Annotated in this window: 8 protein-coding genes, 1 tRNA gene and 2 pseudogenes; 3 read left to right on the top strand and 8 right to left on the bottom strand. The window is 68.6% G+C overall.

The features are described 5' to 3' along the window. Positions 1-115, top strand: a pseudogene (locus AC3EN4_RS31610) (IS481 family transposase); the annotation flags it as partial. A gap of 345 nt (positions 116-460) precedes the next feature. After that, positions 461-1,753, top strand: a complete 1,293-nt coding sequence (locus AC3EN4_RS31605) for a hypothetical protein (protein ID WP_435210183.1) — start codon at positions 461-463, stop codon at positions 1,751-1,753. A gap of 703 nt (positions 1,754-2,456) precedes the next feature. Here the strand turns inward: AC3EN4_RS31605 and AC3EN4_RS31600 are convergent. The 8 genes and pseudogenes from AC3EN4_RS31600 to AC3EN4_RS31565 form a co-directional block, all read right to left on the bottom strand. Then, entirely contained in the window at positions 2,457-3,050 is a 594-nt protein-coding gene (locus AC3EN4_RS31600; RefSeq protein WP_435210181.1) for an Imm21 family immunity protein, read from the bottom strand. Between the two features lie 1,562 nt (positions 3,051-4,612). Continuing rightward, positions 4,613-4,687 (bottom strand) — tRNA-Val (locus AC3EN4_RS31595). A 76-nt stretch (positions 4,688-4,763) separates the two neighbouring features. Then, complete coding sequence (locus AC3EN4_RS31590; protein ID WP_435210179.1) at positions 4,764-5,231, bottom strand: peroxiredoxin; 468 nt, start codon at positions 5,229-5,231, stop codon at positions 4,764-4,766. An 84-nt stretch (positions 5,232-5,315) separates the two neighbouring features. Continuing rightward, entirely contained in the window at positions 5,316-5,753 is a 438-nt protein-coding gene (locus AC3EN4_RS31585) for a DUF3052 domain-containing protein (protein ID WP_132237238.1), read from the bottom strand. 112 nt (positions 5,754-5,865) lie between these two features. Beyond that, a pseudogene (locus AC3EN4_RS31580) lies at positions 5,866-7,836 on the bottom strand (thiamine pyrophosphate-dependent enzyme); the annotation flags it as partial. A gap of 558 nt (positions 7,837-8,394) precedes the next feature. Then, complete coding sequence (locus AC3EN4_RS31575) at positions 8,395-8,808, bottom strand: MarR family winged helix-turn-helix transcriptional regulator (RefSeq protein ID WP_422740785.1); 414 nt, start codon at positions 8,806-8,808, stop codon at positions 8,395-8,397. A gap of 211 nt (positions 8,809-9,019) precedes the next feature. Beyond that, positions 9,020-9,424 carry a YjbQ family protein gene (locus tag AC3EN4_RS31570; RefSeq protein WP_421472513.1) on the bottom strand — a complete coding sequence of 135 codons (405 nt, stop codon included), beginning with the start codon at positions 9,422-9,424 and terminating at the stop codon, positions 9,020-9,022. A gap of 26 nt (positions 9,425-9,450) precedes the next feature. After that, on the bottom strand, positions 9,451-9,870 hold the full coding sequence (locus AC3EN4_RS31565) for a hypothetical protein (protein WP_435210178.1): 420 nt from the start codon (positions 9,868-9,870) through the stop codon (positions 9,451-9,453). Positions 9,871-10,045: 175 nt separating this feature from the next. On the opposite strand from AC3EN4_RS31565, the gene aceE reads away from it, so the two are divergent. Further along, positions 10,046-12,767: pyruvate dehydrogenase (acetyl-transferring), homodimeric type (aceE, locus tag AC3EN4_RS31560; protein WP_435210177.1), on the top strand; the 2,722-nt coding region annotated here is incomplete at its 3' end.

The raw sequence follows: 12,767 nt of genomic DNA, 5'->3' as shown, positions 1-12,767 counted from the left end.
CGCTGACGCCCTACCCACCTGGCTGCACACCTACAACCACCACCGCAACCACACCTCACTCGGCGGCAAACCACCCGTCAGCCGCGTCAACAACGCTGCTGGGCACTACAGCTAGAGCCCTTCTGTGCCCCTGAGTTGTCGACCGCGCTCCTGTCGACGACCACCAATGGCAGGCATCCGGCCTGGCCGCCGACGAGGACCAACGCGACTAGTACCTCCGGCTTCGAATGCCACCCGAGGCCGACCGCCCGGATCAGACGTGGTTCGGTGAGGCCGAGGCTTGAATCACTCTCGCCCGGACTCTGCTGTCTTTTCTCGACCGACTCGCCGGGCACATAGCGAGGTACGGCACCTCGTTCGCCTCGACGGTCCGGGCGACATTGACTGATACAGCTACGCTGGCTGCAAACTGGCCCTGCGCCCAGGTTTGGTGCCGTCAAGAACGTCAAGGAGTTGTCCGATGCTCTCATCGCTGAGCGGCAAACACTGGTTATATTCGTGGATCGACGAATATGAGGCGACCAGCGAAGACGCAGCGAAGGCGCGGCTTGCACATCCGGAGGCAGTTTCCCGATTAGCACAATTGGCAAGAGAGAGCACTCTCTCTGGTGCCGGGGATGTGCCGCTCGTCGGTTCAGTGTTAGCTGGCCCTGGTCTTGACGTCGGTCGAAACGTCTGCCATTCATTATTGTGCCGTAAGCACATTTTTGATTATGACATCGGCTTCATGCTGCACTACTTCGACTATATCGCAATGCATGGGCCAGACTCCAAGACCTATCTAAGTTATCTGGAAGGGAAGACATCGCGATACACTTTGGCAGAATTCCTAAGCACCGTGGCTGACGACGTGGGCGTGATGAACTACATCCGTAGAATCGGGCTCGCAAACTATGTAGTCTTCGTAGACAAGAATCTTCCCTGTTATTGTCAGAACCACTTCAGAGAATACGCCGAGGATGCTGGACTAAGTGAGCTGATAGAGCCCGGCCGGATTGAAGAAATTGCCGAGAAGATATCTCGCGATGGCGGGATTTCTCTACGACATTCGGGCTCCAAGCAGTGGGGGGTAGTCCTTACTCATCCATTATTTTCTGATTCAATTGTTCACACCTTTCAGCAAAAGACGCGCCCCAAGAAGAGAGAGGTCGCGGCAGGCGTAATCCGCGAAAGTCTTTTCTTCGCCGTTGTAGAGACGGCGGTCGCGAAGCGCTTGGGAACACCGCTGGCGTCCGTAGCACAGACCGATTTCATCTACCAGGCGCGCAAGCAAACCAAGATGACACCGGCAGATGTGGCGCTAAACCTTAACATCCCTGTCCTGCAAGGACTACCCACCGCCCAACTTATCCGTCTCCGCGAGCACGAGTACGACCATTTTGAACGCTTCCGTCAAGTATTAACGGAGGCAATCACGACTAGTGTCGAAAAATCCACCTCCGACTCGCCCGCTGTTGTCGCGGAGACGGTCTGGAGGGATAAATTGCGACCGGCAATGCGCGACATTGAACGACGCATAGAAGCAAGCAATAGGTCGTTGACCCGAAAGATCGGTACCGGAATTGCGGTCGGAGCGATTGCCAGTGCTGTGGGCACGGTGGCCGGCTTCCCGCTCCTAGCTGCCGCCGGCGCGACGGCTGCAATGACACTTCCTTTGCCTCAAGTGCTCAAGTATTTTGACGATCGACAGCAAATCGAGCTCGGCGACATGTATTTTCTTTGGCGAGCTCAGCGAGCTCACGCTCACGACTAGCGGCAGCTGCGCCATCCCGTCTGCCGTCGACCCGCCCTACGGGGAGTGGGCCGCCGCCCGGCCCGCCACGTCAAGACGGCCTTGACCCACGGTCGGACGCTGGCGGGCCGGGCGGTGGTCTGCTCGGCTTGCCCAGGTCGTCGGCTGGCGGGATGGCCCGCGCAACCACCCATGGACCGCAACCCGCCGACGGCTCTGCAACCATCTCGGAGCCCGAGCGCCCCCGCCGGAGGCGCAGTAACCGCAACTCTGCCACCGATCGCCACCTCGCCGACGCGGCCGGCGTGCGCTTCTCTACGCCGCGCGGGCCCGTGACCGCGCGGCCCGGCCGGCTGCCGGCTCATCACCACGCAAGCAGCGCCCGCTGTCGTTGTGCGGCGGCTCCTTGGGCTTCCGCCCTTCCGCGCCAGCCGCCGGGCGTGTTGCGTGGCCGGAGTCGGAGCGCCAGCGGAGCGACGGACGCGCGCCCAGGCGGCGGCGCATGCGACCCGTTCAGGGCCGCCTTGAAGACGTACAGAAACTTTGCACAACATCGCCGGCAGTCGGCTGCCGGCAGTCCGGCAATGCCGGCAGTCGACTGTCCCGGCACGGCTGACGCTTGACATTCGCGTCCCACCTGATGCCTGACATGATCCTTAAGACGTGTCGCGGAAGCCTTCACGGTCCGTGCAAGGCGCGCATCGCGGCGGATCAGCTCGATCGATCAGTTCTGCCGTAAGGGCAAGAGTTGAACCAGGCCTACCGCAGCTTCCTCATTCGCCCGGGTGTGAACGGCACGGACGGACCACCGGCCAGCTGGTGTCGGAATCGGGGCTTGGTCGGGCATCGTCTTTTCACCGGGGTAGGCAACTGTCAGCTCGGTTCCAGAGGTGACGGAATCTATAAGCACCGCCGGTCCGTCCGTCTCCCAGATGCCACATTGCGCCCAGTCGACGGCAGGGTCGTCGAGAACGGACTTCGCGACGGTGATCAGCTCAGCCTCGGAGTCGGCGGCGAGCCAACGGACGAACGTCCGCCACTCCGGCAGATAGCAGGTACTGGCGGGTTCGTCCGCCAAGACAAGTCCTTGCCGGCCGCTGCTACCGATAGCGATCACGCCTGCAAGGCCATCAACCTCGCAGGCGCGGTCGTAGTCATCCAGGGCGTCCCCGGTACCCGCGATCGTCCCGCCGGCCGTGCAGCCACCCCACTCGCTCAACACCGAAACCGGCACCGCGAGCAAAGGACCGCCCATCGACTCGACCCAAGCGGGGGAGGACTCTACCGAGGGCGTTGAGGTGGACCAGATGGCTTCCATACCGCTCAGTCTCCCGGCCGACCAAGACGACGCAGCATCAGTCTCTGCAGAGACAGACGTACGACCACGACTGGCTATCAACGCACCGTCACCGAATGTAACCAGAATGACTGCGCACCAAGGCATGCTGTCGTGCATTTGCTGGGGCGGATTCGTCAAGCATGTGGTGGGACTAGACACGCCCGGCAGTCGGCTGTCGGTCCCGGACCTGCCTAACACATCGGTCTCACGACCTACGTGACACTCCGCCGCGGGCTTGCCTGTCGCCCGGCCATCAGGGTACCTACTGCCGGTTGACTCTTCCTAGCTCTGAGCGGAAGTCGCGTAGCTCGCGCGAGTTCCCTTCTTGAGCCATCACGGCTTCTGCGATGCGGTGAGCGAGAGCCTCGTCTCCTGCAGCCGCCGCCGCGAACGCTGCCGCCTGCAAGGGCGCAGTGCCGCCCGGGTATACCTGCCGGAACGGTCCCCAGGACCCCTGTTGGGCATGGACCTCGACCGCCCACCTGCCGAAGGAGTGGAGGTCTGCGGCGTGACACAGAAAGGCGACGCCAGGTCCGGCGACGTCGTCTACCAACTCTGCCAGCAACGGCCTCTCAGACGCGGGACGCGGGTACTCGTTGAGTTGGCGGATCGGCTCAAGGTGAGTCCACAGCGCCTCGCGGCGAAACTCGACCAGTGGTTCCGGCAGGCCCATGACCCGTACGCTGAGGAACACCTGGATCCCCTTCGTGGCAGGGTCGCCCCATCGAGGGGCGTAGAACCGCATCTCTCGGAGGAGTCCGTTGTCCGTTCGTGTGCAGCTGTTGCCGTGGCACTCGAAGCCAATCGGCGCCAAGACATCGCGATGAAGGCGGTTCACGGCACGTGGGACGCTCCAGCGACCGGGCACCCACGAAATGTTAGGCCCCAGCCAACTTCTAGCCACGGTTGTCACCCGAGTCCCGGGACTGATCTGTCACGGCGACCTGAGACCCGGCAACGCCGGCAGTCGGCTGTCGGACTCCGGTTGACCCGTAAGAGTTCGATTCCAGATGATGGACGACATGATCAGTTGGCGTCGACGCCCACCGGGCCCCAGTGTCTCGGCCGCACAACGCGACACGTGTCGACGCTTCGCGGTCGAGCCAGCGCCACCCGGACATCGGACGATGGTTGGCCATGCACTGTCTTCGCGCCCACCTCGGTCCCTCCCGTTCTGCGGCAGGCCGCCTCTCGCACGCCGCCTGGCGGACATGATCGTCTAGCCGAAGGTGGCACAGACGTCCTGAGACCGATCTGTGACCGAGGTCCTGAGATCCGACATCGCCGGCAGCTCGGCCGCCCTGACGTCCGGCTGCACGACCTGCGACACACCGTCGTGTCCCTGCTGATGGAGTTGGGCGTTCCGCCGACGTCGCCCAGGCCATCGCCCGGCACGCCGACGTGAAGCTCGCTCTCAAGCTCTACTCGCACGCCAACCTTCAGGCGATGCGTCAGGCGCTCGACGGGGCCGCTCTCGTAGACCCGTTGCTGTCATCGCCCCGGGGAGTGATCTCTCCCGGGGCGTTCTGACTGATGATTGGTGGTGGGCGCGGCAGGTTTCGAACCTGCGACCCCTCGCTTGTAAGGCGAGTGCTCTCCCGCTGAGCTACGCGCCCCGGATCGCCCCGTGTGCGGCGGGCCGGTGGCTGGCAAGCCTACCTGCTCGCCGCCGGCCCGACCGCACGCGTACCCCTATTGGGCCGTCGCGTCGGCGATGGCCTTGCGCCAGCCCTGCTGGTCGCGGGCCTCGCCGGGGCTGTTCATCTCGGCGAAGCGGACCACTCCGGCCTTGTCGATGACGAAGGTGCCCCGGTTGGCGACGCCGGCCACGTCGTTGAAGACCCCGTACGCCTGGGCCACGCCGCCGTGCGGCCAGAAGTCGGCCAGCAGCGGGAACTGGTAGCCCTCGCGGTCGGCCCAGATCTTGTGGCTGTAGACCGAGTCGACGCTGACCGTCAGCACCTGGACGTCGTCGTTGGCGTACTCGTGGAGGTTGTCCCGCACCTCGGCCAGCTCGCCCTGGCAGGTGCCGGTGAAAGCGAGGGGGTAGAAGACCAGCAGCACGGCGCGCCGGCCACGGAAGTCCGCGAGCCGGACCTGCTGGTTGTTCTGGTCCTTGAGCACGAAGTCCGGCGCTTCGGCGCCAACCTCGATGGGCATGCGGCTCTCCTCGGTCGCGTCAGGGTGGCGGGGCGAGCTTGTCACCCGGCGGGGGCGGCCGCCGGGCGTACGAAGCGGCGCGGGCTACTTCTTGCCCTTGGCCCCTCGGCGCAGCACCAGGCGGGCGCCGCTCCAGTCCCGGCCGGCGTTGACGGTCGAGGTCTGCTGGAGGCCGGCGGTGGGCGCGGACTCCGCGACCTCGCTCGGCTCGACGTGCCCCTCGCGCCCCGCCTTCGGGGTGAGCAGCCACACGACCCCGTTGTCGGCCAGCGGGCCGAGGGCGTCGACGAGCAGCTCGAAGAGGTCACCGTCGCCGTCGCGGTACCACACGAGCACCGCGTCGACCACCTCGTCGGTGTCCTCGTCGACCAGATCTCCACAGCGGTCGGTCAGGGCGTCCCGGAGATCCTGGTCGACGTCGTCGTCGTACCCCATCTCCATGACGACCATCCCCGGTTCGATGCCGAACCGGTCCGCCAGGCTGCGTACCCCGTCGGCGGCCTGACCAGCGGTCGCGCTCACTGTCGCGTGCCTCCTCATCTCGTCCCTGCTCGCGGCGTCGGACCGACGCCGTCAGGCAAAGTCCACACAGTTGTGGGTCTGCGCGCAAGTGGCGCACCGGGTGGATCGGAATTTACCGTGCCAGCAGCGTACGGGCACCGTCGGTAATGGCTTCCGGGGAGACCAGAACATGACGCGCTGCCGGACCTAATGGTACAAACGAGTCAACTCCGGCCACCCGCCGCGCTGCGCCCACATATCCACCGTCGACCAGGGCGGCGATAACTCCCTCGCCGACCCCGCCTGACCGGCGTGTCTCGTCCACCACCAGCACCCGGCCGGTCGCTGCGGACTCCCGGATGATGTCGGCCACCGGCAGGGGCGCCAGCCAGCGCAGGTCCACCACGCGGGTGCCGACGCCCTCCTCGGCGAGCACGGCCGCGGCCCGCAGCGACATCCGTACCCCGTTACCGAAGGTGATGATCGTCAGGTCGTCGGCCGAGCCGACCCGATAGACCCGGGCCCGGCCGATCGGCACGTGCCCGGCCACCCACGAGCCCGGCTCGGGATAGCCGGCCAACCACTCACCGTCGCCGTCGGCGTACAGGTCACGGGTGTGGTAGAGCGCGATCGGCTCCAGGAACACGCACACGCTGCCGTCCACCGCCGCGCTCGCCAGGCAGGTCCGCAGCATGGGCGCGGCGTCGTCCGGCCGCGCCGGCACCGCGACCACCAGACCAGGAACATCCCGGAGTACGGCCACCGAGTTGTCGTTGTGGAAGTGCCCGCCGAACCCCTCCTGGTACGCCAGGCCGGCGACCCGCACCACCATCGGGTTGCGGAACGCGCCCCGCGAGAAGAACTGCATGGTGGCGGCCTCGCCGCGGAGCTGGTCCTCGGCGTTGTGCAGGTACGCCAGGTACTGGATCTCCGGCACCGGCAGCATCCCGGCCAGTCCGGCGCCGAGGCCCAACCCGAGCACCGACGTCTCGTCGAGCAGGGTGTCGAAGACGCGGGCCGGCCCGAACCGGTCGCGCAGGCCCTTCGTCACGCCGTACACCCCGCCCTTGGCGGCCACGTCCTCGCCGAAGACGGCCATCTGGGGGTGATCGAGCAGCCCGTCGGCGAGCGCCGCGTTGATGCTCTGCGCCAGGGTCATCGGTCCGACCAGCTCGGGCGGCTTGCCGCCGAACGCCTCCTCCCGGGCCGCCGCGCCCGGCCCGCTGGCCCGGGCCGCCGCGTCGGCCACGGCCCGCGCCACCCGCACCGGGCGGCGGGGGGCCAGCGCCGACACCACGTCGGCCGCGGAGGCCAGCTTGGGCTCGCCCAGCACCTCCTCGGCGAGCCGGCGTACCTGCCAGCCCGTCTCGTCGTACCTTGCCAGCAGTTCGTCGGCGGTCGCCACGCCCGCGTCGACGAGCAGCCGCGCGGTGGCGACCAGCGGGTCCCGGTCCAGGTCCTCGGCCAGCTCGGCCGGGCTGCGGTACGCCGACTCCGCGTCCGCCCCGGCGTGGCCCATCAGCCGGACCGTGCGCAGGTGCAGCACGGCCGGCCGCCGGTACCGGCGGACCCAGGCGGCGGCCTCCTGCGCCACCGTGTACGCCCGCACCGGGTCGGCACCGTCCGCGCTGAAGTAGCGGATGCCCGGCTTGGCGCGCAGCGTCGCCTCCACCCAGCCCTCCGGCGACCGGACGCTGATGCCCAGCCCGTTGTCCTCGCAGACGAAGAGCACCGGGATGCGCAGGCCGCCGTGGTCGTACCAGCCGGCGGTGTTGAAGGCGGCGGTGGCGCTGGCGTGGTTGACCGACGCGTCGCCGAACGAGCAGACCACGATGGCGTCCGGCGGCCACGGGACGTGCGCCGCGCCGGCGCCGCTGCCGACCCGCACCCCCGTCCCGGTACGCCGCCCGGCGGTGTCCAGCCGGCGCAGCCGCTCCACGGCCAGCCCCATCCCGACCGCGCGGGGCAGGTGCGAGGCGATGGTGGAGGTGGTCGGCACGACGGCCAGGTCGGCCCGGCCGAACACCTTGTGCCGGCCGCCGGCGATCGGCTCCTCGCTGGACGCGACCATCCCCCGCAGCACGTCCCGGGCCGCCTCGGCGTACACCTCGAACCCACCGGTGGGGGTCGCGGACCCGGCCGGCTCGGCGTCGGAGGCCGGCTCGGAGCCGGCCGGCTCGGGTTCGGCGCGCGGGTCCGGGGCGTCGGCGGCGGGCGGCGGGGCGTCGAGCGCCGGGATGTCGGCGTCGGACGCCGGAGCCGCGGTGGCGGCCTGGGCCGCCCGCACGCAGTAGAACGCCCCGGAACGGTAGTGCAGCAGCGCCGGGTCGGTGGGGCGCAGCGCGGCGGCGACCGCCGCGTTGCCCTCGTGCCCGGCCGAGCCGATGGTGTAGAAGCCCTCCCCGAAGCTGCGCAGCCAGCGCCCGGCCAGGTCGAGCTGCCGGCTGGCCACCTGGGCGTCGAACAGGTCGAGCAGTTGGGCGCCGGTCAGCGGGGCGTCGTCGGTGACCGGTTCGGCGAGGTCACGCCGTTGGGGTGCGGCGGGCAGCGCCGCCAGCGTCTCCCGGAACCGGTCGTCGAGATCTTGCGGGGTGGTCACGTCCGACAGCATTACCGACGCGGGCCACCGTCGCCCAGTGGGACACGGCCGGCGCCTGTCGACTCACTGCGGGTCGCAGGGCTCCGGACAACCGCCGTCGGACACCTTCCACACCAGGTCACGCAGGGTGGACAGCTCCTCGTCGCGCAGGCCGGCAAGGAGTCGGGAGTCGGACATCACCTCGGCCACCCGGTCCCGTACGACGCGGCCGTCCCCGGTCACCACGAGCGTCTTCTGCCGGCGGTCGGCCGGGTCGGTCCGACGCTCGACCAGACCGGCCTGCTCCAGCTTGTCGACCAACGCGGTCACGTTGGAGCGGTCACAGCTCAGCCGCTCGGCGAGGTCCCGTGCCGGCAGGGGACGGTCCGGGTCCAGCTCGTGCAGCGCCCGGGCCGCCGCCGGGGTGAGCCCCAGGTCGGCGAAGGCGGTGCCCTGCCGATGCCGCAGGGAAGCCGTCAGGTGCGCCATCCGACGCATCACGTCGGCGGCCAACCCGTCGCGGTCCACCTGCCCGTCCGCCGTCTCCCCCGCCACCGCCACATCGTACGCACCACGACGATCGCCCAGCTCAGCGAACAGGCCCCGCCGCTCCCCCATGATCGCGCTGGAACCAGGAAGTAGTGGCCTCCCGCCCCGCGGGACACCACTCGATCCAGGATCGAGCACGATCTTGGGGGCGGGCGGGGCGTCAGGCGGGCAGGAACGAGAAGCGGACCTGGCGGGTCGGGTTGTCGCCGTTGGTGTCGACGAGGCAGATCGACTGCCAGGTGCCAAGGGCCAGCCGGCCGCCGAGCACCGGCAGCGTGGCGTACGGCGGCACGAAGGCCGGCAGGACGTGGTCCCGGCCGTGGCCGGCCGAGCCGTGCCGGTGCCGCCAGCGGTTGTCGGTGGGCAGCAGCGCGTCGATGGCGGTGAGCAGGTCGTCGTCGGAGCCCGACCCGGTCTCGATGATCGCCAGTCCGGCGGTGGCGTGCGGCACGAAGACGTGCAGCAGACCGTCCCCCTCGCCGGAGACGAAGCTCTGGGCCTCGGCGGTGATGTCCCGGACGGCCGGCCGGGACCCGGTCTGGACGGTGATCACGTCACTGCGCATACGTCGCATTCTGCCGCAGCCGGCGGTCAGGAACCGCCGCCACCGCCACCGGAGTCCCCACCACCGCCGGAGAAGCCACCACCCGAGTCGCCGCCGCCGAAGAGGCCGCCGCCGGAGTCCCCACCACCGAAGAAGCCGCCACCGGAGTCGCCGCTCTCGGAGTCGCCGCTGCCGGACCAGTCACCCGCGCCGTAGTACGTCAACGGGACGCTGGTGCCGGCGTGCCGCCTACGCGGACCGGGCACCCGACGGGGCCCACGTCGGGGGGCGGGCGCGCGCAGCCCACCGCGGAGCTGGACCACGCCGAAGGCCATCGCCGCGACGCCGAGGATCGTGATCGGCAGCGCGGCGGTGTCGCCGGCCACCAACACCGGCGCGGAGACCAGCGCCCCGAGCGCGCCCACCAGAAGGATCATTCCGCCGCTCACCACCCGCCGCCCGTTCATGTTCCGGACGGTAGCGAGCCCGGGCAACCGGTCGACGGGAGCGGCCGTAGCGCTAAGTTACCGGCGGGTATCTGTGTTCAGCATCGCGTCCGGGGGACCTAGACGTGACGACGGGTGCCACCAGGGGGCAGGATGGCGCTAGAGACCTATCCCACACACAACCGAGGGAACGCCTGTGGCTACGGAACGCAAGCGCCCGGTGATCAGCGACGGCCTACCGAGCCAGCTTCCGGACATCGACCCTGAAGAGACCAGCGAATGGGTCGAGTCGCTTGACGGTGTCATCGACGAGCGGGGGGCCAAGCGCGCCCGCTACGTGATGCTGCGCCTGCTGGAGCGGGCCCGTGAGCGCCAGGTCGGGGTTCCGCCCCTGACCACCACCGACTACATCAACACCATCACTCCGGAACGCGAACCGTGGTTCCCGGGTGATGAGCACGTGGAGCGGCGCATCCGGGCGTACGTGCGGTGGAACGCCGCGATGCTCGTGCACCGGGCGCAGCGTCCGGAGATCGGTGTCGGTGGACACATCTCCACCTTCGCCAGCTCGGCGTCGCTCTACGAGGTGGGCTTCAACCACTTCTTCCGGGGCAAGAACCACCCGGGCGGCGGCGACCAGATCTTCTACCAGGGCCACGCCTCGCCGGGCATGTACGCGCGGGCGTTCCTCGAGGGGCGGCTCAGCGAGCACGAGCTCGACGGGTTCCGGCAGGAGCTGTCGCACCCTGGCGGTGGGCTGCCGTCGTACCCGCACCCGCGGCTCATGCCGGACTTCTGGGAGTTTCCCACCGTCTCGATGGGTCTCGGCGGTCTGAACGCGATCTACCAGGCCCGGTTCAACCGGTACCTGCAGCACCGCGGCATCAAGGACACCTCGCAGCAGCACGTGTGGGCGTTCCTCGGCGACGGTGAGATGGACGAGCCGGAGACGCTGGGCGCGATCGGCGTGGCCGCCCGCGAGGAGCTGGACAACCTCACCTTCGTGATCAACTGCAACCTCCAGCGCCTGGACGGTCCGGTCCGGGGCAACGGCAAGGTCATGCAGGAGCTGGAGGCCTTCTTCCGGGGCGCCGGCTGGAACGTCATCAAGGTGGTCTGGGGCCGTGAGTGGGACCCGCTGCTCGCCGCCGACACCGACGGCGCGCTGGTCAACCTCATGAACACCACGACCGACGGCGACTACCAGACCTACAAGGCGGAGTCCGGCGCGTACGTGCGGGAGCACTTCTTCGGGCGGGACGCCCGTACCCGCAAGATGGTCGAGTCGCTGAGCGACGACGAGATCTGGAACCTCAAGCGGGGTGGGCACGACTACCGCAAGCTCTACGCGGCCTACAAGGCGGCCACCGAGCACACCGGTCAGCCGACGGTCATCCTGGCGAAGACGATCAAGGGCTGGACGCTCGGTTCGCACTTCGAGGGCCGCAACGCGACCCACCAGATGAAGAAGCTGACGCTGGAGGACCTGAAGACCTTCCGCGACCGGCTCTACCTGGACATCCCGGACAAGGCGCTGGAGGACAACCCCTACCTGCCGCCGTACTACCACCCGGGTGAGAAGTCCGAGGAGCTGGCGTACCTGAAGGAGCGCCGGGAGCAACTCGGCGGCTACCTGCCGTCCCGGCGGACCAGCACCAAGCGGCTGACCATCCCCGGTCCGGAGCGGTTCGCCGACGTCAAGCGCGGCTCGGGCAAGCAGAAGGTGGCCACCACGATGGCCTTCGTCCGCCTGCTCAAGGACATCATGAAGGACAAGGAGTTCGGCAAGCGCTGGGTGCCGATCATCCCGGACGAGGCGCGCACCTTCGGTCTCGACTCGATCTTCCCGACCGCGAAGATCTACTCCCCGCACGGTCAGCGGTACACCTCCGTCGACCGGGAGCTGTTCCTGTCCTACAAGGAGTCGACCACCGGGCAGATCCTGCACGAGGGCATCAACGAGGCGGGTTCGGTCGCCTCGTTCACCGCCGCGGGCTCGGCGTACGCCACCCACGACGAGCCGATGATCCCGATGTACATCTTCTACTCGATGTTCGGGTTCCAGCGGACCGCCGACGGGCTGTGGGCCGCGGCCGACCAGATGGCCCGGGGCTTCCTGCTCGGCGCGACCGCCGGGCGGACCACGCTCAACGGTGAGGGTCTGCAGCACGAGGACGGTCACTCGCTGCTGATCGCCGCCACCAACCCGGCGGTGGTCGCGTACGACCCGGCGTTCTCCTTCGAGATCGCGCACATCATGGAGAACGGCCTGCACCGGATGTACGGGGACGCGCAGGAGAACGTCTTCTACTACCTGACGGTGTACAACGAGCCGATCCTGCAGCCGGCCGAGCCCGAGGGCGTGGACGTGGAGGGCCTGCTCAAGGGCATCTACCGCTACTCGCCCGCGCCGCAGGTCGACGGCCCGAAGGCCAACGTCCTCGCCTCCGGCACGGGCATGCAGTGGGCGCTCAAGGCCCAGCAGCTCCTCGCCCAGGACTGGGGGGTGGCTGCCGACGTCTGGTCGGTGACCTCGTGGACCGAGCTGCGCCGCGACGCGGTGCAGGCCGAGGAGTACAACCTGCTCAACCCGGGCGCCGAGGCGAAGGTGCCGTACATCGCGCAGAAGCTGGCCGACGCGGACGGGCCGAAGGTCGCGGTCAGCGACTGGATGCGGGCCGTACCGGACCTGATCGCCCGTTGGGTACCCGGCGACTACACGTCGCTCGGCACCGACGGCTTCGGGATGTCGGACACCCGGCACGCGCTGCGGCGACACTTCCACGTCGACGCCGAGTCGATCGTGGTCGCCACGCTGCGGCAGCTCGCCCGAAGTGGTGCGGTCGACGCCACCGTGCCGGCCGAGGCCGCCAAGAAGTACGCGATCGACGACGTCAACGCCGCCCCGGTCGGCGAGA

The organism is Micromonospora sp. bgisy143, from assembly GCF_057708145.1.
This window is presented reverse-complemented; position numbering and strand designations above follow the sequence as displayed.